Source organism: Streptomyces sp. NBC_00597, assembly GCF_041431095.1.
Taxonomy (GTDB): domain Bacteria; phylum Actinomycetota; class Actinomycetes; order Streptomycetales; family Streptomycetaceae; genus Streptomyces.
The window spans coordinates 2,116,198-2,136,175 of sequence record NZ_CP107757.1; the positions used below are offsets into that span (position 1 = coordinate 2,116,198).

17 protein-coding genes and 1 pseudogene are annotated in these 19,978 nt (G+C 69.5%); 6 read left to right on the top strand and 12 right to left on the bottom strand.

Translation table 11 applies throughout. The features are described from left to right. Nucleotides 1-64: 64 nt before the first annotated feature. Nucleotides 65-1,582 (top strand): glycerol kinase GlpK, encoded by a 1,518-nt coding sequence (gene glpK / locus OG974_RS09150; protein ID WP_371646112.1) that lies wholly within the window; start codon nucleotides 65-67, stop codon nucleotides 1,580-1,582. Nucleotides 1,583-1,619: 37 nt separating this feature from the next. Continuing rightward, a pseudogene (locus tag OG974_RS09155) lies at nucleotides 1,620-3,332 on the top strand (glycerol-3-phosphate dehydrogenase/oxidase). A 77-nt stretch (nucleotides 3,333-3,409) separates the two neighbouring features. Here the strand turns inward: OG974_RS09155 and OG974_RS09160 are convergent. The 7 genes from OG974_RS09160 to OG974_RS09190 all read right to left on the bottom strand — a co-directional run bounded on the left by OG974_RS09160 (nucleotide 3,410) and on the right by OG974_RS09190 (nucleotide 10,917). Next, nucleotides 3,410-4,624: an IS110 family transposase gene (locus OG974_RS09160; RefSeq protein WP_327282172.1), complete on the bottom strand. Its 1,215-nt coding sequence runs from the start codon at nucleotides 4,622-4,624 to the stop codon at nucleotides 3,410-3,412. 619 nt (nucleotides 4,625-5,243) lie between these two features. Further along, entirely contained in the window at nucleotides 5,244-5,438 is a 195-nt protein-coding gene (locus OG974_RS09165) for a maleylpyruvate isomerase N-terminal domain-containing protein (RefSeq protein WP_266631643.1), read from the bottom strand. Nucleotides 5,439-5,819: 381 nt separating this feature from the next. Continuing rightward, complete coding sequence (locus OG974_RS09170) at nucleotides 5,820-6,806, bottom strand: helix-turn-helix domain-containing protein (RefSeq protein WP_328761958.1); 987 nt, start codon at nucleotides 6,804-6,806, stop codon at nucleotides 5,820-5,822. Nucleotides 6,807-7,464: 658 nt separating this feature from the next. Then, complete coding sequence (locus tag OG974_RS09175; RefSeq protein ID WP_327282174.1) at nucleotides 7,465-8,061, bottom strand: NAD(P)-binding domain-containing protein; 597 nt, start codon at nucleotides 8,059-8,061, stop codon at nucleotides 7,465-7,467. Nucleotides 8,062-8,104: 43 nt separating this feature from the next. Continuing rightward, nucleotides 8,105-8,923: a 3'(2'),5'-bisphosphate nucleotidase CysQ gene (locus OG974_RS09180; protein WP_327282175.1), complete on the bottom strand. Its 819-nt coding sequence runs from the start codon at nucleotides 8,921-8,923 to the stop codon at nucleotides 8,105-8,107. Between the two features lie 122 nt (nucleotides 8,924-9,045). Next, entirely contained in the window at nucleotides 9,046-10,554 is a 1,509-nt protein-coding gene (locus OG974_RS09185; RefSeq protein ID WP_371646116.1) for a GMC family oxidoreductase, read from the bottom strand. 141 nt (nucleotides 10,555-10,695) lie between these two features. Next, the gene (locus OG974_RS09190) at nucleotides 10,696-10,917 is read right to left on the bottom strand and encodes a hypothetical protein (protein ID WP_327282178.1); all 222 of its coding nucleotides are present in this window, start codon (nucleotides 10,915-10,917) and stop codon (nucleotides 10,696-10,698) included. Between the two features lie 804 nt (nucleotides 10,918-11,721). Between OG974_RS09190 and OG974_RS09195 the strand changes: the two genes are divergently transcribed. Further along, on the top strand, nucleotides 11,722-12,291 hold the full coding sequence (locus tag OG974_RS09195) for a hypothetical protein (protein ID WP_328761961.1): 570 nt from the start codon (nucleotides 11,722-11,724) through the stop codon (nucleotides 12,289-12,291). 454 nt (nucleotides 12,292-12,745) lie between these two features. Here OG974_RS09195 and OG974_RS09200 read toward each other — a convergent pair whose 3' ends face one another. Then, nucleotides 12,746-13,468, bottom strand: a complete 723-nt coding sequence (locus OG974_RS09200) for a VOC family protein (protein ID WP_371646118.1) — start codon at nucleotides 13,466-13,468, stop codon at nucleotides 12,746-12,748. 85 nt (nucleotides 13,469-13,553) lie between these two features. Continuing rightward, a complete protein-coding gene (locus OG974_RS09205; RefSeq protein ID WP_371646120.1) occupies nucleotides 13,554-13,862 on the bottom strand; it encodes a YdhR family protein in 309 nt (102 codons plus the stop codon). Between the two features lie 103 nt (nucleotides 13,863-13,965). On the opposite strand from OG974_RS09205, the gene OG974_RS09210 reads away from it, so the two are divergent. After that, the gene (locus OG974_RS09210; protein ID WP_371646122.1) at nucleotides 13,966-14,538 is read left to right on the top strand and encodes a TetR/AcrR family transcriptional regulator; all 573 of its coding nucleotides are present in this window, start codon (nucleotides 13,966-13,968) and stop codon (nucleotides 14,536-14,538) included. 388 nt (nucleotides 14,539-14,926) lie between these two features. Here the strand turns inward: OG974_RS09210 and OG974_RS09215 are convergent, their stop codons facing one another. Continuing rightward, nucleotides 14,927-15,322, bottom strand: a complete 396-nt coding sequence (locus OG974_RS09215) for a winged helix-turn-helix transcriptional regulator (protein ID WP_371646124.1) — start codon at nucleotides 15,320-15,322, stop codon at nucleotides 14,927-14,929. Nucleotides 15,323-15,412: 90 nt separating this feature from the next. On the opposite strand from OG974_RS09215, the gene OG974_RS09220 reads away from it, so the two are divergent. Both OG974_RS09220 and OG974_RS09225 read left to right on the top strand, forming a co-directional pair. Beyond that, nucleotides 15,413-16,207: an MBL fold metallo-hydrolase gene (locus tag OG974_RS09220; RefSeq protein ID WP_371646126.1), complete on the top strand. Its 795-nt coding sequence runs from the start codon at nucleotides 15,413-15,415 to the stop codon at nucleotides 16,205-16,207. A gap of 157 nt (nucleotides 16,208-16,364) precedes the next feature. After that, on the top strand, nucleotides 16,365-16,814 hold the full coding sequence (locus OG974_RS09225; protein WP_371646128.1) for an N-terminal phage integrase SAM-like domain-containing protein: 450 nt from the start codon (nucleotides 16,365-16,367) through the stop codon (nucleotides 16,812-16,814). A 655-nt stretch (nucleotides 16,815-17,469) separates the two neighbouring features. Here the strand turns inward: OG974_RS09225 and aspA are convergent. Continuing rightward, nucleotides 17,470-18,879, bottom strand: coding sequence for an aspartate ammonia-lyase (aspA, locus tag OG974_RS09230; RefSeq protein WP_371646130.1), 1,410 nt, complete (start codon nucleotides 18,877-18,879; stop codon nucleotides 17,470-17,472). Nucleotides 18,880-18,935: 56 nt separating this feature from the next. Continuing rightward, nucleotides 18,936-19,952, bottom strand: coding sequence for an asparaginase (locus tag OG974_RS09235; RefSeq protein ID WP_327282181.1), 1,017 nt, complete (start codon nucleotides 19,950-19,952; stop codon nucleotides 18,936-18,938). Between the last annotated feature and the right edge of the window lie 26 nt (nucleotides 19,953-19,978).

Here is a 19,978-nt window from a genome sequence, read left to right on the forward strand (position 1 = left end):
CCGTCCGTCCCGTCCCGGACGGACAGCCCCCACACACGGCATCCCCAAGAGGAGGCGGCACCCCATGGCTGACTTCGTCGGCGCAGTGGACCAGGGGACCACGAGCACCCGTTTCATGATCTTCGACCACGCCGGCAACGAGGTGGCGCGGCACCAGCTGGAGCACTCCCAGATCCTCCCGCGCTCGGGGTGGGTCGAACACGACCCGGTGGAGATCTGGGAACGCACCAACTCGGTGATCCAGAACGCCCTCCGGCACGGAAACCTCGACGCCTCCGACCTGGCGGCCGTCGGCATCACCAACCAGCGCGAGACGACCGTCGTCTGGGACCCCCGCACCGGCCGCCCGTACTACAACGCCATCGTCTGGCAGGACACCCGTACCGACTCCATCGCCGCTGCACTGGAGCGCGGCGGCAAGGGCGACGTCATCCGCCGTAAAGCGGGGCTGCCACCGGCCACCTACTTCTCCGGCGGCAAGATCCAATGGATCCTGGAGAACGTCGACGGCGTGCGGGAGGCCGCCGAGCAGGGCCACGCCCTCTTCGGCAACACCGACTGCTGGGTGCTGTGGAACCTCACCGGCGGACCCGACGGCGGCGTCCACGCCACCGACGTCACCAACGCCAGCCGCACCATGCTCATGGACCTGGAAACCCTCGACTGGGACGATGAACTGCTCGGCTTCTTCGGCGTACCCCGGGCCATGCTGCCCACCATCAACCCGTCCTCCCACCCGGAGGCGTACGGGCGGACCCGCACCTCCCGGCCGCTGCGCGAGGCCATTCCCATCACCGGTGTCCTCGGCGACCAGCAGGCGGCCACCGTCGGGCAGGTCTGCTACGCGCCCGGCGAGGCGAAGAACACGTACGGAACCGGCAACTTCCTGGTGCTCAACACCGGGACGGAACTGGTCCGCTCGCAGCACGGCCTCCTGACCACCGTGGCGTACCAGTTCGGCGACGACCCCGTGATCTACGCCCTCGAAGGATCCATCGCGGTCACCGGCTCCGCCGTGCAATGGCTGCGCGACCAGCTGAAGATCATCGGCGACGCCGCCGAGAGCGAGCGCCTGGCGCGCACGGTCGAGGACAGCGGCGGCATGTACTTCGTCCCCGCCTTCTCCGGCCTGTTCGCACCGTACTGGCGCTCCGACGCCCGCGGCGCGATCGTCGGCCTGGCCCGCTACCACGACAACGGCCACCTGGCGCGGGCCACCCTGGAGGCCATCTGCTACCAGACCCGCGACGTGGTGGAAGCCATGGAGCAGGACTCCGGCGTCCACCTCGACGTGCTCAAGGTCGACGGCGGAGTCACGGCCAACGACCTGTGCATGCAGACCCAGGCCGATATCCTCGGCGTACCGGTCAGCCGTCCGGTAGTCGCCGAGACGACCGCGCTCGGCGCCGCCTACGCGGCCGGGCTCGCCACCGGCTTCTGGCGCGACACGGACGAACTGCGCACCCACTGGCAGGAGTCCAAGCGCTGGAACCCCGAGTGGTCGGAGGAACGGCGCGCGGAAGGGTACGAGGGCTGGAAGCGGGCGGTGGAGCGCACGCTCGACTGGGCCAAGGTCGAATAGGTTCCGGCCGCGCGCCCGCAGCACTGAGGAGGAGACCATGGTCGATCCGGTGGCCCTCTCACCCCAAGGCCGCACACAGGCCCTCGCCGACATGGGACAGGGCGAACTCGACGTCCTCGTCGTCGGAGGCGGCGTCGTCGGCAGCGGGGCCGCCCTGGACGCTGCCACCCGGGGCCTGAGCGTCGGACTCGTCGAAGCCCGCGACTGGGCCTCGGGTACGTCCAGCCGCTCCAGCAAACTCATCCACGGCGGCCTGCGCTACCTGGAGATGCTCGACTTCCGCCTCGTCGCCGAAGCCCTCAAGGAACGGGGCCTCCTGCTCCGGCACCTCGCCCCCCACCTGGTACGTCCGGTGCCGTTCCTCTACCCCCTGCAACACCGCATCACGGAGCGGCCGTACGTCGGCACCGGCGTGCTGCTGTACGACGCGATGGCCAGGGCCTCCGGCAACTCCGGCGGCCTGCCCCACCACCGCCACCTGAGCAGGCACCGGGCCCTGCGCGAGGCGCCTGCCCTGCGCTCCGACGCACTGGTGGGCGCCATCCAGTACTGGGACGCCCAGGTCGACGACGCCCGGCACACCATGTTCCTCGCCCGCACGGCCGCCTCGTACGGGGCACTGACCGCCAACCGCACCCGCGTCAGCCGCTTCCTGCGACAGGGCGAGCGGGTGGTCGGCGCCGTCGTCACGGACCTGGAGAGCGGCGACGAGACGGAGGTGCGGGCCAAGCAGGTCATCAACGCGACCGGGGTGTGGACGGACGACACCCAGGCCATGGCCGGCACCCGCGGCCAGTTCCACGTCCGCGCCTCCAAGGGCGTCCACCTGCTCGTCCCCCGTGACCGCATCAACTCCCGCACCGGTCTGATCCTGCGCACCGAGAAGAGCGTGCTGTTCGTCATCCCCTGGGGCCGGCACTGGATCATCGGGACAACCGACACGGACTGGACGCTCGACAAAGCCCACCCCGCGCTCAGCTCCAAGGACGTCACCTACCTGCTGGAACACGTCAACAGCGTCCTGGCCACCCCACTGGTCCCCGAGGACGTCGAGGGCGTCTACGCCGGCCTGCGCCCCCTGCTGTCCGGCGAAGCGGCGGAGACCAGCAAGCTGTCCCGGGAGCACCTCGTCGCCCATCCCGTGCCCGGACTCGTCGTGGTGGCGGGCGGCAAGTACACCACGTACCGGGTGATGGCCAAGGACGCGGTCGACGAGGCCGTCCGAGGCCTGGACGAGAAGGTTCCCGACTGCATCACGCACCGCGTCCCGCTGCTGGGCGCCGACGGCTATCCGGCGCTGTGGAACTCCCGACACCGGCTCGCCGGGCGCTCCGGGCTCCATGTCGCCCGCATCGAGCACCTCCTGAACCGCTACGGCTCCCTGGCGCCCGAACTGCTCGCCCTGGTGGCGGCCGACCCCACGCTCGGCGAGGCACTGCCGAGCTCCGACGACTAGCTGAGGGTCGAGGCCGTGTACGCGGTGACCCACGAGGGAGCCCGCCACCTGGAGGACGTCCTCGCCCGGCGCACCCGGATCTCCATCGAGTCCTGGGACCGCGGGGTGGACGCGGCGCCGACCGTGGCCCAGCTGATGGCGCCCCACCTGGGATGGGACCGGGCGCACCAGGACCGCGAGGTCGACCACTACCTCAAGCGCGTGGCCGCCGAGCGCGAGGCCCAGCAGCAGCCGGACGACCGGACCGCCGACGCGGTGCGGCTCGGCGCCCCCGACATCATCCCGGTGAACTGAACGGCCGCACGCCGGGGGGGGTGCCTCTATGTCCTTCGTCAAGGACGTGGTGCCGGGTTTGAGGTTGTTTGGGGTGGTCATGCGGCGAGGGTGACGGTGGAGGTTCGGGACTCGTAGAAGGTGCCGTCGCGGAGCATGGCAAACAAGACGCTGATGCGTTGGCGGGCGAGCCGCAGGAGTGCCTGGGTGTGGGTTTTGCCGCGGGCGCGTTGGCGGTCGTAGTAGGTGCGGGAGGCCGGGTCGGCGTTCATGCAGGCGAAGGCGGAGAGGAACATGGCCCGTTTGAGCTGCCGGTTTCCGCCGTGGGGTGCGTGTTCGCCGTGGATCGAGGTGCCCGACGACTTGGTGGTGGGGGCGAGGCCCGCATAGGAGGCGAGGTGGGCGGCGCTGGGAAAGCCGGTGCCGTCGCCGACGGTGACCAGCGGGACGGCGGCGGTCCTGACTCCGACTCCCGGCATCGAGGTCAGGACCGGGTGAAGAGGGTGGGCCTCCAGCAGGGTGCTGATCTGGGCTTCCAGTGCCCGGCGCTGGTCATGGACCGCGGCGAGCGAGGCGGCCAGGGACGGGATCACGATGTCGAGGGTGCCCGTGCCGGGAACGATGACGGTCTGCTCGTCGAGAGCGTCGAAGACCTCGTCGATCAGCCTCTGTGCCATCCGCGGGGCCTTGGGTCGGATGAGTTCGACGAGTCTGCGGCGGCCGACCTTGCGCAGTGCGGCCGGGGATCCGTATCGCTCGAGGAGCCAGGTGACGGCGGGGTGGTCCAGTCGCGGGCCGAGCACGCGCTCCAGCGACGGGTGGAACTGGGTGAGCAGGCCGCGTATCCGGTTGGAGGTGCGGGTGGCTTCTGCGGCGAGGTCCTGATCGAAGCCGGTCAGCACCGTGAGCTCGGCGGTGATCTCGTCGGTCAGCTCCAGCGAACGCAAGGTGTGGGGCATGGTGCGGGCGGCGTCCGCGATGACCGCGGCGTCCTTCGCGTCGGTTTTCGCCTCTCCCGGGTAGAGGTCGGCGATCCGTCGCATGGCCAGTCCGGGCAGGTAGGCGACCTGGCAGCCCGCGTCCCGGGCGACGGTCAGGGGCAGAGCACCGATCGAGGCCGGCTGCTCCACGATCACCAGCACCGTGCCGAACTTCGCGGTCAGCTTGTCGAAGACGGCCCGCAGTTTCGGTTCGCTGTTGGGCATCGGCTTGTCGAAGACCTTCTTGCCCGCCGGCGTCAGCCCGTGGCCGCGGTGAGCTGTCTTGCCGACGTCCATACCCAGGAAGACGCCCACATCGCCGGTGTCTAACATCGCACCGCTCCCGGGTGGTTGACCGTGCCGGCCTCGGCGGTGGCACCGTGCTCGCGCATCCACGTTATGCAGACCCGCCGCCCGCAAACTGCCCGGCATTGCGCCAGGCCAGGCGGTGGCCGGACCTCTCATCAGCGTCTCCGACGGCACCCCACGGGCCCGGCGACACCACCCCCCAGGTCATCACTTCGACAGAGGGGACACAGTCATACCGGGCCCGGAGGCCAGCGGCCCCATTGCAGGACCGCGAAAAAGATAACGGGGGGACGGTGACGAGCGGTTCTCCCTCAGGCTTGCACTCGAGGCCGCAGCGAGACTGTCGTGGTTGCGCCCTCGGATGGAGCAAGATCCGGGCCAGTTGCGGGCCAGCACGGCACGATCGACGACGGATCCCTCTATTTTGCCTGGTCAGGAGGATTGTGGCGCGTGTACCACCAGCACTCGAAGAACGTTTTGGTCAGTTACTCCCCCAAGAAGCTCGGGTTCTTCTAGAGAACAGAAATCCGTTGCCTGGAGCGGGCATTGCCTCTCCAGGCAACATTGAATCCAAGCGCAGAAGGTAATCAAACGGCAGCCATACGTGACCTCCGGACCACTTCGAAACCTTCCCCCGGACCAGTCACGGACCAAGAAGTTGGAAATCGCTCAAGGCCGAGTGGGCGAACCTGGTCGGCGGCTGCTGGATGCGCCGGCGAAGCAGCTCACTGAACCACCGGTGCTCGCTGCCGACGTGCCGCGTGAGGTCCCCGAGAGTCCAGCCGGGGCAGGTCGGCAGCGGGGTGGAGGGTCGGCTCCCGTGACCGTGGCGACGAATGCGGCGGTCTCGGCTGCGAAGGCCGCTCCGTGCTGGGCGGGGTTCATGACTGCGCCCTTCCTCTGATGACGCTGCCCCAGGTGGCGATACTCAAGGCCTCTGGCGTCGTACTCGGCGCCGATGGTGGGCAGGGCTCCGTTGACGTCCCAGGACGAGGTGCGGAGCACTGTGCTGCCCTTGGCAGCCGTGACACGATAGCCGTCGGAGTCACAGGCGAAGCCGTGACGGTTCGGGCAAGTCATCCCGGCCCTCGTTGTCGGCGGGTCGCATGCGGTGCAGGTCGTCGAGCCTCCAGCCGGTGCCCAGGCCGCCCACAGCGCCCCGCTGCCTTGCTTGGGATACGAGTCGGCGGCATCCGCTGAACTGCAGCCGTACCTCTGGTCACGCGCTATCGGCCGACCCGTGGCCCGGCGGGTGCCGGTTCGGCGAGAGCGAGGCCGGTCCGGTCGAGCGGGCGCACTCGGTGGGAGTCTGACCGTAGTGCTTCTTGAAGGATCGGGTGAAGTGACTGCCGTCCGCGAACTGCCAGTGTGCGGCGAGTTCCGAAATGCTCAGGCGCCCTGACGGCGAGACAAGGGCGAGCCGGGCCTCATGCAGTCGCCGGTGGCGGATGTAGGTGCTCACCTGCTCTCCCACCGCGGCGAATGCCCGGTGCAGCGTGCGGACGGAGACGTTGAGTTCACGCGCAAGCATCGCCGGAGAAAGTTCGGGATCAGCGAGCCGACGGTCCGCGAGGTCCTTGGCTGCCTGGGTGAGCGCGGGAGCCAACCGGGGCTCTACGTCGTCGAACCGGCCCTTCACCACCGCCTTGGTCAGCTCGATCAGGGTACCTTGGGCAGCTGCCACACCGGCCGGGCCGAGGTCGGCCACGGTCATGTGGATCATGTCTGCAAGGGCCGTCAGCAAGCGCACCTCGGCCGAGTCCGCCGGCCCGGTGACGACCCGGTTCCCGAGCAGGGGTTTGAGCTCGCCGGGGGGCAGGACGAGGAACTTCGCCGTGAGGTGCGCCGTCGTCTCGAAGGCCGTCAGGCGCCCGAGGTGCCGGACGAGGAACTGCCCGGCCGACACGGTCTGGTCGCCGTAGCCGGACGGGCCGCCCAGAGTCCATGCGCCGCTCCGCACGACATACATGGCAACCAGATCCTGATCGCCGCCCGGGACGTCCGCGGTCCGGGTTGCCGACGCGGCGTGGAGATCGGCGATCGCCGCGCCATGCACCTTGGCAACCTTGCCCTTGACCCGGAAGTCACCGATCGTGTCCGGGCTGAAGGCCGGCAGTTGGAAGACATCGTCGCCGACCTGCGTCTGCCACCCGCGCCGGAAAACGTCGAGTCCCCGCGGTGCGGAATCCGGGGCGGTCGAGTCCACTGCGAACACCCCGCGCGCGCCGTCGACCTCCGCTCCAGTACCGTGCATCCCTCTGCGATCCTCTCGTCTTCATTGCTTCAACGCCGTCCTGTGGTGGTCGTGTTCCGCAGGACGCCGCCATGACCCATGTGGACACCGCGCCAATCTTCCTATAGACGGCTCGCATTGCAGCGGCCGGGAGACAGAGCTGATGCTTATGATTCGGCGAGATGAACGACGCGACCCCTGACGATCAGGTCGCAGCCTGATCGTCAGGGGTCGCACTCGCGCTCGGTCCTCCCTCATGGGCTCGTGCCGGGGACGTCTACGCCGCCTCGGTCGGACCTTTCGCCGGAGGTAACGGTTAGTGGCCGGCGCGCAGTTCGCCGTGTGGGCCGATGGCGTCGGCCACGCCCAGGCAGGTGCTGCCCCGGAGGCACCGAGTTCGTAGTGCACAGCCCCGGTGTCGACGGAACGGACCGTGAGCGCGACCTCGTAGTTGCCCGGGTAAGTCACTCACCGAGCCGCAGCCGAATCCGGGCGTCTTCCGGCGGCGGGCCATGCCGATCGGCCTGCCAAGCCGTGTCGGCCAAGATCATCCTGTCGCGGTCGTGTCCCACCGGGAACCCATCCGTGCCGGTGCCGGCTCCGGTCTCCTGCAGGTTGCGCGGCTCGACGGTCAGCGGGCGATCGAGATCGCGAAGGGGGTGAATCCGATGGACCGGATGACGTGCGGTACGAACAGTATCGCGGCCTCCGTGGCGCGGGCGGTCTGGATCCCGCCGAGGTCGGTGATCCATTCCTTGCGCCAGCCGAGGTCAATGAGCAGTTCAAGGACGGTCCGCTTGGCCTCCGGTTCCTCGCCGGAGAGGAAGGCGGTTGGCGTCTGGGTGAGCGTGGCCGGGGCGGTCATCACCGGGAAGAGCATGGTGTTGAGCGTCTTGACGACGTGCGTTTCGGGGAGCGCTGCCTGGAGTTGCTCGGCGAGGCTTGAACCGGGGTAGATCAGGGCGGCGGGCAGTCCGTCCGGTCCGTCGACGGTGGCGTTGGAGACGTCCACGAGGATCTTGCCGTGCAGCTCTTCGCGCAGGGCGGCGAGACGTTCCAGGGAGCCGGCGCCCGGGGTGGCGTTGATGACGATCCGGGCCGCCCGGGCGGCATCGGCGGCGGCGCCCGGCGCGCGGTCCGCGACGGTCACCTCGTGCCCTACCAGGGTGAGGGCTTTCGCCAGGTTGCCGCCGACGCGGCCGTTTCCGAGAACTGCGATCGTGGTCATGATGTTCTGGTCCTTGCGTGGGTGCGGGTTGTGGTGTGCGGGGTCAGCGGGAGAGCGTGGCGACGGCTTCGGCGTGGACGCCGGGCGCGGCGGCCAGGAAGCTCTCGCTCTGCGGGGTCCAGGGGCGGCCCTCGGCGTCGGAGATCTGTCCGCCGGCCTCGGTGACGAGCAGCGCGCCGGGCAGCAGGTCCGCTCGGGCGCCGGCGAACTGCCAGAAGGCGTCGATGCGGCCGGCGGCCACGTTCGTGAGGTGCAGGGTCGCGGGCACGGCGGTGCGGACGACGAGCGCGTCGAAGAGCATCGCGGTGATCGAGGAGCCGACGCGCCGTACGACCCTCTCGTCCTCGTCCGGCCGGGCCTGGCTGGTGGCCACGATGCTCAGGCCGAGGTCCGCGGTCGGGGAGACGCGCAGCGGCCGGCCGTCGAGGTGGGCGCCGGCGCCGGTGAGCGCGGTGTAGGTCTCGCCGGTCAGCGGCAGGTGGACCGCGGTGAGCACCGGCTGGTTCTCACGCACGAGGGTGGCGGTCACCGCCCACTCCGGCAGGGCGTGCAGGTGGTTGACGTTGCCTTCGGCCGGATCCACGACCCACCACTCGCCGGGCGGCAGCGCCCCGCCGTCCAGTTCGTCCTCCACCCAGCCGGCCTCCGGGCGCAGGCTCGTGAGGCGGGGGCGCAGGATGTCCAGGGCCGTGTCGTCGTTGACGGCGAGCGCACGCATCAGCTCGTCACGGGTCTCGTAACGGACCACATCGCCGAAACGCTCGCGCAGCGCCGCACCGGCGGCGCGCACGGCGGTCGCGGTGCGGTCGAGCAGGTCGGCGTCGGAGGTGACGACGTCCGTGGTCTGAAGCGTTTCGGACATGGTGGTGCTCCTGTCTGAGGAGGGGTGATGAGGCCGGTCGGGGTCGCGTTCGACGGACGACGGACGACGGACGACGGGGGGATGAAGCGCGTTGTGGAAGCGCCGTGGGCGCGGAAGAAGGCTCAGTCGATCAGTTCGGCGGCCCGTTCGGCGATGGCGTAAACGGTCGCGTTGGTGTTGGCCGAGGGGATGGACGGCATCACCGAGGCATCGGCGACACGCAGTCCGGCTATTCCGTGCACGCGAAGGTTCGCAGGGTCGACGACGGCATCGGCGTCGGTTCCCATGCGGCAGGTGCCGGTGAAGTGGAAGTAGGGGCCGGTGGCCTTGCGAATGAACTCGTCCACGGATTCGCCGCTCGTCCCGGAGCCCGGCACCGCTTCCTGCTTGCGCCAGTCGGCGAACGCGTCGGCCTCGCCGATGCGGCGTGCCACTGCCAGGCCCTTGCGCATGACCTCCAGGTCACGGTCGTCGCTCAGGTAGCCAGGGTCGACGACGGGAACACTGGCGGGATGGGCGTCCGCCAGGCGCACGGTGCCGCTGCTGTGCGGAGCCATCGCGGAGAAGGCTATGGAGTAGCCGTGGGCCGGCGGCTGGCCCCAAGCCGACGGGAGCGGTGCGGCGACGATGTAGACCTGAAGGTCCGGCCGGGCCGCGACGGGATCGCTGTACAACAGGCCCATCATTTCGGCCGGCGGGTTGGCAGGAACGAACGGTACGGGCCGGCTGGCCTCGTACACCACACCCGCCATCGGATGGTCCTGCAGATGGGATCCCACTCCCGGCAGGTCGGCGACGACGTCGATACCGTGTTCCTCAAGGTGTTGGGCCGGGCCGATCCCTGACAGCATCAGGAGGTGCGCGGAACCGATGGCTCCCGCGGTCAATATGACCTCGGCGCTGTCGATGGCCAGGTGCTCCCCACCGATCGTGTACTCGACGCCGGTGCAGCGGCCCGCGGTGATGCGCAGCCGCTGCACGGTCGCGTCCGTGACGACGTCCAGGTTCGGCCGGTCGAGGAACGGACGGATGTAGGCGTCGGCCGCGCTCTGGCGGGCGCCGCCGGGCAGATTCATGTCACTCCACCCGAACCCGGTCTCCAGCCCGCTGCCGATGTCATCGGCGCGTGTGAACCCAGCCTCCACTGCGGCGTCGACGCCCGCCGTGGCCAGGGGATGGGGTTCCGGGACCGGGGCGACCGCGACCGGCCCGTCCGTGCCCCGCACGGAGGCATCACGACTGCGAGTGCTCTCGCTGCGGCGGAAATAAGGCAGCAGATCGTCGAAACCCCAGCCCGGAGCACCGAGGCCGGGCCATTCGTCGTAACCGGAGCGGTGCCCCCGCAGGTGGTAGAGGCCGTTGATGCTCGACGATCCGCCGAGCGCCTTACCGCGCAGCACGTCAGCGGCCCTGCCTGTACCGGCCTGCACGGTCGAGGCGCCCAGCCAGAGGGATGACGGGTCGAACCCCAGGAACCCCCAAGGAGATGCCATCGCCTCGGTTGCGTCCCGGGCGCCCGCCTCCAGCAACAACACCCGCACGCCCGGGCGTTCCGAAAGCCGGGAGGCAATCACGCACCCCGCCGTCCCCGCTCCCACCACGACATAGTCATAAGGACTCTTGCCCATCATGTCTCCGCTTCCCACGGCAGCACTGTCCGACCACCGGGTTTCAGGAAAAGGCTCCTCGACGATCAAAGAGCTGATTGCTTGCACGAACTAAAGGGGCCGAGAAGTCCGAGCTCGGCGCGCAGAAGGCGTGGAACCGGCTGATCAGCAGCGAGCGGGCTCCAGGGGAGCGGGGCTGTCCGCAGGCAGGCCGCGCGCGCTGCTGGTGCTGACGGACACCGAGGCGGCCCGGCGGCAAACGATCACCTTGATCCGACGGGCCTGGGAGCGCCCGGTCCGGCCATTGCCGATCACCCCGTTGGGGATGTCCATGCCGGCGCCGGTGCCTGCGATGACGGCCTTCCGGCTGGACTTCTCTTGTTTCACGCGTTCTTGTCCTTGGTGTGTACCCGTCCTGGAACAGCCCGGGTTTCCCTTCTGCCGTCGAATCTTAGGAATACGGACACGGCGCGTACTTGAACCTCCGCGACGTTCGTTCGGAACCTCAGCGCCATACGAGTGGCGAGACAGTCGGCGTCACACAGCACTGGGTCAGGCTGCTCGTACACGCCGACCGACTTCTTGCCCTGCCACAGGTGGCCGCCCTTTCCCACCGACGGCCGCGTGAACCCGGGTCGGCAGCAAGGACGTTAGGCGGCCGCAGTTCCGGCCACGGCGGGACCGTGGCATCGGGGATGGGCGCGGATCCTCACGTCCGTCCACCGGGAGATCGACCTCTGGCAGCAGGTCGACGAGAACCTCGGCCCGGAAGCCACCCTCCGCCTGCTCTCCTGCACGGCTCCCACACCGAGTCGATCGGCGAGTGGTGGGGCTCCGGCTGGTACGAGACGATGGTCCGCCGCGCGGTTGTCCGCGCGGCGGACGACGGAAGCCTCCCAGCAATCATTCCCAGAACTTCCCGGCCCACCCCACGCCAGGAGCGCCCGGGCAAAGATCCGGACCAGCTCCGGACCAGCCCAGACCAAGGGGGCGCATCAACTGACGTTTCCGCTGGTCAGCATGGGTCGCCTCCCGTACCACCAGGAGACGAAGAGTCTGCTGGACGTCTGCGGAGCGGATTATTGACGCAAAGGCAAGGGGAAAGCACAGGTCAGAGGGGGCGCATGGGTCATGGTGGTCGCACGAGACTGGAGGTGTCGACCCTTCCTCCGCCTCCCGGAGGCGATCCCCATGCGTACCACCGGCGACCGCGGCCGCATCTACCGCAGATGTGGCTGCCGGGACACAGCGCATCACCAGCTCGGAGAGCACTGCCCACACCTGCTCGCTGACGGTGACCACGGGACGTGGACCTTCGCGGTCGATGTCCCGGCACCGCGCCGCCGCCGGACGACCGTGCGCAGGGGCGGCTTCGACAATCACGACGCAGCCGAGAACGCACTCCGCAGATTCCTCGAGGGCGAGGCCGGAGGATTCAACGCCGACCCGAACCAGAGCGTCGACGACTACCCGAGCACCTGGCTGGCCGCCAAGGCGCTCGTGCTCAAACCGACCACCATGGCGCGCTACCGGGACTACGTCCACAACGACCTCGCCCCCGCCTGCGGCACCCTCAAGCTGGACGAGCTCGGACACCGTCACATCGCCGCCTTCGTCACCGGCGAACTCGCCGCAGGCCGCGGAACGACCACCCTCTACCGCTGCGTGGCCACCCTTTCCGACCCCTGCGACCCCTGCGACCCCACACCGTCCTCGACCGGCTCCGGCAGCTGTCCCGAGAAGCCGGCGTACCCCGGGTGACCGTTGACGACCTGCGACACCTGGCTGGAACGGCTGCGACCACCACGCGACCGCATCCAGCGCCTCCGCGAAGCCCTCAACCGGCTCCGCTCCCCCGCCCCGACCGGCCTCTACCCCACCGCCAACCAACCCCGAAGCGGGCGTGCGACCACACTGCGACCAGCAGCAGTCCGGGCATGGAAAAGGCCGTCCTCTCGTGTGTGAGAGAACGGCCTCCGAACTGCGTAAAGCATGGTCGGGACGACAGGATTTGAACCTGCGACCCCTTGACCCCCAGATACGTACCTGCCGTGCGCCCGCCGCGGTGGGCGCTGGTCCCCAACTGGTGCCCAAGGTAAGCCACCTGGTCCTCGGCCCGCCCAGCCGTCTCAGACGGCTGGGCGGGGGGCTGTCCCGGAAAGACACTGACACTCCCGCGCGATTGCCTGGGGCGATGCGTTCGGGCGGAGTGGCACTATCGGGTGTGCTGGGTGATGGCGAACAGAGCGCCGGTGGGATCGCGTAGGACCACGTCTCCGTTGGCGTCCTGGCGAACTTCGGTTGCGCCGAGCCGCAGGGCCTGCTTGGCGTCGGTATCGGGTCTGTTGCTGGCGAAACTGACCAGCCAGAGTGATCGTTGTGCCGTTGGTTTCCCTGGCGGCGGGCCGGTGGCGGCAATGGAGTTGTCCGGCAACCCGAACTCGGTGTGCTGGGGGTTGACGTTCCAGTGCAAGGCCGGTCGGTAGAAGGCGGCAGCGTGTGCGGGGTGGTCGGTGAGCAGGCTGATGCCGGCGAAGGTGCCCGGTTCGTGGGTCAGCTGCATGCCGGTATGGGTGCCGGGCTGCCAGAGTGACAGTGGTGCGCCGACGGGGTCGAGGGTGACGGCGGCATGGCCGAGCGTCCCGACCCGTGTGGGTGGCACGACGATCTGGGCGCCCAGGTCCGCGAAGCGGGTGACGGTGGCTTGGATGTCCGACACGGTGACGTTGACCGTCCAGTAGGGGGCGCCGGCGTCCTCGGCCGGCCCCAGGGCGGCGACGAGGTGTCCGCGCAGCGTGCAGAGCCTGTAGCCGTTGGGGTTCGGTCGGGCGACGGTCCAACCGAACAGCGCGGTGTAGAACGCCGCCGTCGTCTCCATGTCGGGGGTGCCGAGGTCGATCCAGCTCACGCTGTTCTCGGGGTGCCGCGTGACGTTCATCGAGATGACTTTCCGTTGAGGCCGCCCCGCCTCGACAGTGGAGCGAGGCGGCGTCCAGAACTGACTCAGCGGCGACCTGTTGGTGTCAGGTGTAGTAGGGCGAGTTCAGGTCGATGCTGGCGTCTTTGACGATGTCACCGTCGAACAGTCGTGTCGTTGCCGGGGCTCCGGCCCGGCGGGCTTCTTCGGCGAAGGGGCCCTGCGCGAAGGCCAGGGCATTCTCGGCGCTGTCGAACTCGTAGAAACCACCGACGGTGTGGGTTCCGATACCGGACAGCCACGTCTTGCGGATCAGACCCGGCGCGGTCTTCAGGGCCTCGTTGACCTGGCGCCAGTCGAACTGCTCGAACGGCACTGCCGCCTGGATCTCGGTGTAGAGAAACGTCTTGCCCATCACGAACCTCCGGTTTCGGGGCCTGTCCAGCCCCCATTACTAGTACGTGCGTCCTAGTAAGGTGAGCATGGAGTAGGATGGCCGTACTAGTCAAGGGGGTGCGATGGCCGCAGACACGAAGTCCCGCATGATCAGCGCAGCGATCGGACTGCTACAACGCCGCGGCCTCGCCGCGATGTCCTTCACCGACGTCCTGACCGAGAGCGGTGCCGCGCGCGGGGCGATCTATCACCACTTCCCGGGCGGCAAACACCAACTCGCGCTTGAAGCCGCTCGCCGCAACGCGGAGGACGTCCGCGGCCACCTGCACGCACTGCCGGCCCGCAGGCCCCGCGAAGTCGTGGAGGCGTTCCTCGGCAACGTCCGCCCCGTGGTGCAGGCGTCCGCCGGGGGCGGCGGCTGCGCGATCGCGGCGGTCACCGTCGACGGCGGTGCAGCCATTGCCGACCAGAGCAGCCTGCGCACTGTCGCCGCCGAAGCGTTCACCGGCTGGGTCGGCGAGCTCACCGGAAAACTTACCCAGGCCGGAATGAGCTCATCCCAGGCCGCCGATCTGGCCACCCTCATGATCGTCACACTCGAAGGCGCCCACATCCTGTGTCGCGCTGCGGGCAGCATCGCGCCTTTCGACAGAGCCGCCGCGGCCCTCATCTCCACCCTCGCGAGCCCGGGCTGACCTGGCGGCAGAGCACGACAACGGGGCACGCCGCAACGATCACGCTTCCGTCATGGCATGAACAGGGTCGCGCGGGTTGGGTGTTGTTGTGACGCGATGTCGGGTGCGAGCTGCCATTTCTCCACACGCCCGATGTCGTCGGAAATGCCGCAGGGCGGCGGGCGACCTTGCCCTGGTCCGCCTTCGCTGACCCGGGCGCGCAGGTCTCGGGCAGGAACAGCCGACTCAGTGGTGACCGTCTCCTTCGTGTCAACTCATCGGCTTCGCCGTCGTCGTGCATCCTGCCGGCGACGTCGGCACGCGCTGCCACTTCGGACGCAGGGTGACGGGTGGGTTACGACCGGGTCACGGCTGTCACAACTGATGTCGTCGGACGCCCGCGAGGCGATCACGCCCTCCGCCCGGCGGTGCCTGCGGCGTCTTCGGCGAGCCAGCTCGGTCGCGCGGGCGGCTTCGGCAGATCCGGATCGGGATCGGTCCACTCGTTTCCCCAGGCGGCCAAGGCTGCGAGCACCGGCACCAGGGCGCATCCCTGTTCAGTGAGGAGGTACTCGAAGCGGGCGGGTTTGAGGCTGTACTGCGTGCGCCTGAGGACGCCGGAGGCAGTCAGCTCCGTCAGTCGTCGGGCGAGCGTGTTCTCGCTCATCCGCAACCGATCGCGGAATTCGTCGAACCGGCGGGCTCCGGCGAGGGCTTCACGCACCACCAGGAGCGCCCATCGTTCGCCGACCACGTCCAGCGCTCGGGCGGCGGGACAGTTGTCGAGGGCGAGGGGCGAGCGCATGCCCTCAGCCTAGCGGCTTCCATGTTGGAAGTGAACTGCTAGCCTCCCGTTACTTCCATCGTGGAAGCCACTGGGGAAAGGTGCTTCCAGATGCAGAGACTTCGTCAGGCCAGTATCGAGGTTGCCCGTGGGGTGTTCCGTTTCGGAGACGGCCACGTCAACTGGTACGTCATCGAGCAGGAGGGCGCCCTGACCGTCGTGGACGGCGGTATGCCCAGCCACTGGCCCGCACTGATGGACTGGCTGACGAAGCGGGGGCAAGGTCTGGACGCCGTTCGGGCCATCGTGCTCACCCACGGACACGCCGATCACCTGGGCATCGTCCGCCGGCTCTCCGACGCCACCGGCCGGCCGGTGTACATACACCCGGACGACGAGGCGCTGGCCGAAGGCGCCCGACTCCACACCCCACCCCGCCGTATTCGGCGAAACCTGTGGAAGCCTCACGTCTTTGCACTCAACCTGAACTGGGCACGCGCGGGCCTGTTTACCGTCCCGCCGATCCTGCACGCCGAGTGCTACACCGATGGGCAGCGTCTCGACGTACCGGGATCGCCTCGGGCGATCCACACTCCCGGCCACAGTCCAGGGAGCAGTTGCCTGCTGCTCGCCGACCGAGACGTCCTGATTACGGGAGACGCCCTGGTGACACTCGACGTCGTCACCGGCCGACGTGGCCTGGGAATCATGCCCGGCACCCTCAACGACGACCCCGAACAGGCATTGGACAGCCTGACCGCTCTGGCCGGAATCACAGCCACGACGCTGCTCCCCGGCCACGGCGAGCCCTACGCGGAAGGCGTGCCCACAGCTCTCGCGGCGGCCCGTCGACACGGCATCGACTGGAGGACGCCGGCCGCAGGCGCACACAGCCACACCCATTGACCGCAGCCCGTCCGATCGAACGCACTCGGCGGTGCCGCGGTCGCCGTCGGCGGTTCCGGTTGCGACTTGTCCCTGAAACCGGATTCAACCCTGGTGAGAGGCAGCACGGCAGGGCACGCGGTGAGTACGTCTGGTTCTGGGTGGGCTCTCTTTCTCCATGGTCGGTCACGACGCGGCCGAGGGGGCGCTGCGGAGGTTCCTGAAGGGCGAGGCCGGCGGGTTCAACGCCGACCCGAACCAGAGCGTCGCCGACTACCTGACCGTCTGGCTCGCCGCCAAGGCCCTCGTGCTCAAGCCGACCACCATCGCCCGTTACCGGGACTACGTCCACAACGATCTCGTCCCGGCCTTCGGGACCCTGAAGCTGGACGAGCTCGGGCACCGGCACATCGCCGCGTTCGTCACCAGCGAGCTCGCCGCCGGCCGCGGCCAGACCACCCTCTACCGGTGCCTTGTCACACTCTCCAGCGCCCTCGGCGCCGCCTTCCGCCAACACCGCCTCGCCCACAACCCAGAACAGCCCCTCGGCTCTTCACCGTCCGCCGTCGCCAGAGCGGCGGATCTGGACCGCGGACGAGGCCGTCCGCTTCCTCCAGCACTGCCATAAGGCAGACCCAGACATGGCCGACCTGTTCGAGTTCCTCATCGGCACCGGCATGCGCAAGGGAGAGGCCCTCGGTCTGCACTGGGACGACGTCCACTCGTGTTCTGCAGACCCGACGGCCGACCACTCCGCCCTCAGGGCGTACTCGACCGGCTCCGGAAACCGTCCGACGAAGCCGGCGTTCCCCGCATCACCGTCCACGACCTGCGACACCTCGCCGCCACCATCACCATCACCGCCGACGTCCCACTCACCGGAGCCGAGAAGACCGGCCGCCGGACGGACCGGCCAGCGTGGCTGCGACCACCACGCGACCACATCCAGCGCCTCCGCGAGGCCCTCCACTGGCTCCGCTCCCCCGCCCCGCCCGCGTTCAGCACTATGGCGGACAAGCCCCGAACCGGGCGTGCGGCCACACCGCGACCACCAGGACTCCGGGCATGGAAAAGGCCGCCCTCTCATGGATGAGAGAACGGCCTACGACCTGCATGAAGCATGGTCGGGACGACAGGATTTGAACCTGCGACCCCTTGACCCCCACCGGCTCCAATAGGTCGCCACAGGTGGGCGCTCGGCATGGCGAACGGTGCAACAGCGTGCCGTCCGCGGCGCGGGACGGTCCAGGTGCGCGCCCGGTGAGCCGCGGCGCAGCCCCGCGTCAGGCCCCGGCCGCTCTGGCTCCCGCGATCACCTCGGGCCGCAGCAGGGCGGTGAGCCGCTCGGCCGGCAGCAGACCTCGCTCCAGGACGAGCTCGGCCACGCCCCGGCCGGTGGCGAGGGCCTCTTTGGCGATGTCGGTGGCGGCGGTGTATCCGATGTGCGGGTTCAGGGCGGTCACCAGGCCGATGGAGTTCTCAACGGTGGCCCGCAGCTTCTCGGTGTTGGCGGTGATGCCGGCCACGCAGCGCTCGGCGAGGGTGAGGCAGGCCGCGCGCAGGTGGATCACGGACTTCGACAGCGAGTGCAGGATGACGGGCTCGAAGGCGTTGAGCTGGAGCTGTCCGGCTTCGGCGGCCATGGTGATGGTGATGTCGTTGCCGATCACCTCGAAGGCGACCTGGTTGACGACCTCCGGGATCACCGGGTTGACCTTGCCGGGCATGATGCTGGAGCCCGCCTGCACCGGCGGCAGGTTGATCTCGCCGAGTCCGGCGCGCGGCCCGGAGGACAGCAGGCGCAGGTCGTTGCAGGTCTTGGAGAGCTTGACGGCGATGCGCTTGAGGACGCCGGACATCTGGACGAAGGCGCCGCAGTCCTGGGTGGCTTCGACCAGGTCGGCCGCGGTGACCAGGGGCAGCCCGGTGATGTCGGCGAGGTGGCGGCGGGCCGACTCGGCGTACCCGGCAGGGGCGTTGAGGCCGGTGCCGATGGCGGTGGCGCCGAGGTTGATCTCGTGGATGAGTCCGAGGGCCTCCGCGAGCCGCCTGCGGTCCTCGTCGAGCATGACGGCGAAGGCGGAGAACTCCTGCCCGAGGGTCATCGGTACGGCGTCCTGCAGCTGGGTGCGGCCCATCTTCAGCACGTCGCGGAACTCGACGGCCTTGCGGGCGAAGGCGTCCTGCAGGACGGCCATGGCGTCGAGCAGGCCGCGCACCGCCGAGGCGGTCGCGATCCGAACGGCGGTCGGGTAGACGTCGTTGGTGGACTGGCCGAGGTTGACGTCCTCGTTGGGGTGCAGGTGCCGGTACTCACCCCTGGCGTGGCCCAGCAGCTCCAGCGCCCGGTTGGCGATGACCTCGTTGGCGTTCATGTTGGTCGAGGTGCCGGCGCCGCCCTGGATGACGTCGACGACGAACTGGTCGTGGAGCTTGCCGCCGCGTATCTCCTGGCAGGCGGCGACGATCACGGCTGCCTTCGCGGGCTCCAGCAGGCCGAGTTCCTCGTTGGCGAGGGCCGCGGCCTCCTTGACGGCAGCGAGGGCGTCGATCAGGTGCGGGTAGGCGGAGATGGGCGTCCCGGTGATGGGGAAGTTCTCGGTGGCGCGCAGGGTGTGGACGCCCCAGTAGGCGTCGGCGGGGACTTCGCGGTCTCCGAGCAGGTCGTGTTCGCTGCGGGTGGCGGCGGTCATGGGTGTGCGGCCCTCTTCCTGAGGTGGGTGGGTCAAGGTGGTGAAAGGGGATGGAGTCAGGCGGTGGCGGGGATGCTGGGCGGGTTCAGCGCCGCCACCGGCTGGATGCCGCCGACGGGCCGGCCGCCGCCGGTCATCGACTCGCCCTCGAACCCGGCGAGCAGCCGCGGCTCGACTCCCGCCCGGGCGAGGGCTGCGGCCGTCACCGGGATGCGCGCCCGGTCCGCCCCGTCGGCGATCTTCACCGCGACGGCCCGGCCGTCGGGCAGCGCGGCCACCTGGACGCCCTCGAAGCCGTCCTTGGCCAGCAGCCCGGGCACCGCGCGCATCAGCCGGGCCGTGTCTCGCCCTGTGCCGGAGGCCATCTCCGGGTGGACGCGCAGCGCGTCCGCCACCCGGCGCCCGGCGGTGTCCGGACCGGCCGTGGCGATGCGGGCGGCGGCGCGGGCCAGGCCGTGCAGGGACACTGCGAACAGCGGGGCTCCGCAGCCGTCGACGGTGACGTTCGCGATGTGCTGGCCGGTGAGTTCCTCGACGACCTCGGCGATCGCCCTCTGAAGCGGGTGGCCCGGGTCGAGGTAGCTCTCCAGGGGCCAGCCGGCCAGCTTGCACAGGTACAGCATCGCCGCGTGCTTGCCGGAGCAGTTCTGGGCGAGCCGGGAAGGCCCGCGGCCCTCGCGCACCCAGGCATCCCGGACCGCCGGGGCGTACGGCACGTCGGGGACGTTGCGCAGGTCGTCCTCGGTGAGGCCGGCCAGTTCGAGGATCAGCCGGGTACCTGCGAGGTGGTGCTCCTCGCCGGAGTGGCTGCCCATCGAGAGGGAGAGCAGGGCGCCGTCGAGCGGCAGCCCGGCCCGCACCATGGCGAGGGCCTGGACCGGCTTGAGGGCTGAGCGCGGGTAGCAGGCGGCCTCGATGTCTCCGATGCTCAACCGGACGTCGCCATTACCGCCGAGGACGACGACGGATCCGTAGTGGACTCCCTCGATCATGCCGCCCCGGGTGACGTGGGCGACGGGTGCATGCTGGGGCTCGCGCATCGCTGGCGCGTCCGCGAGGAGACTGCTGCGCATCACTGCCTCGTTCGGTGGTGGGTTGC

What these genes read in the sequence shown, in the direction of transcription:
- glpK (WP_371646112.1), top strand. Translation starts at nt 65, where the DNA reads ATGGCTGACTTCGTCGGCGCAGTGGACCAGGGGACCACGAGCACCCGT.
- OG974_RS09160 (WP_327282172.1), bottom strand. Translation starts at nt 4,624, where the DNA reads ATGTTAGACACCGGCGATGTGGGCGTCTTCCTGGGTATGGACGTCGGC.
- OG974_RS09175 (WP_327282174.1), bottom strand. Translation starts at nt 8,061, where the DNA reads ATGACCACGATCGCAGTTCTCGGAAACGGCCGCGTCGGCGGCAACCTG.
- OG974_RS09180 (WP_327282175.1), bottom strand. Translation starts at nt 8,923, where the DNA reads ATGTCCGAAACGCTTCAGACCACGGACGTCGTCACCTCCGACGCCGAC.
- OG974_RS09185 (WP_371646116.1), bottom strand. Translation starts at nt 10,554, where the DNA reads ATGATGGGCAAGAGTCCTTATGACTATGTCGTGGTGGGAGCGGGGACG.
- OG974_RS09195 (WP_328761961.1), top strand. Translation starts at nt 11,722, where the DNA reads ATGCGTACCACCGGCGACCGCGGCCGCATCTACCGCAGATGTGGCTGC.
- OG974_RS09200 (WP_371646118.1), bottom strand. Translation starts at nt 13,468, where the DNA reads ATGAACGTCACGCGGCACCCCGAGAACAGCGTGAGCTGGATCGACCTC.
- OG974_RS09205 (WP_371646120.1), bottom strand. Translation starts at nt 13,862, where the DNA reads ATGGGCAAGACGTTTCTCTACACCGAGATCCAGGCGGCAGTGCCGTTC.
- OG974_RS09210 (WP_371646122.1), top strand. Translation starts at nt 13,966, where the DNA reads ATGGCCGCAGACACGAAGTCCCGCATGATCAGCGCAGCGATCGGACTG.
- OG974_RS09215 (WP_371646124.1), bottom strand. Translation starts at nt 15,322, where the DNA reads ATGCGCTCGCCCCTCGCCCTCGACAACTGTCCCGCCGCCCGAGCGCTG.
- OG974_RS09220 (WP_371646126.1), top strand. Translation starts at nt 15,413, where the DNA reads ATGCAGAGACTTCGTCAGGCCAGTATCGAGGTTGCCCGTGGGGTGTTC.
- OG974_RS09225 (WP_371646128.1), top strand. Translation starts at nt 16,365, where the DNA reads ATGGTCGGTCACGACGCGGCCGAGGGGGCGCTGCGGAGGTTCCTGAAG.
- aspA (WP_371646130.1), bottom strand. Translation starts at nt 18,879, where the DNA reads ATGACCGCCGCCACCCGCAGCGAACACGACCTGCTCGGAGACCGCGAA.
- OG974_RS09235 (WP_327282181.1), bottom strand. Translation starts at nt 19,952, where the DNA reads ATGCGCAGCAGTCTCCTCGCGGACGCGCCAGCGATGCGCGAGCCCCAG.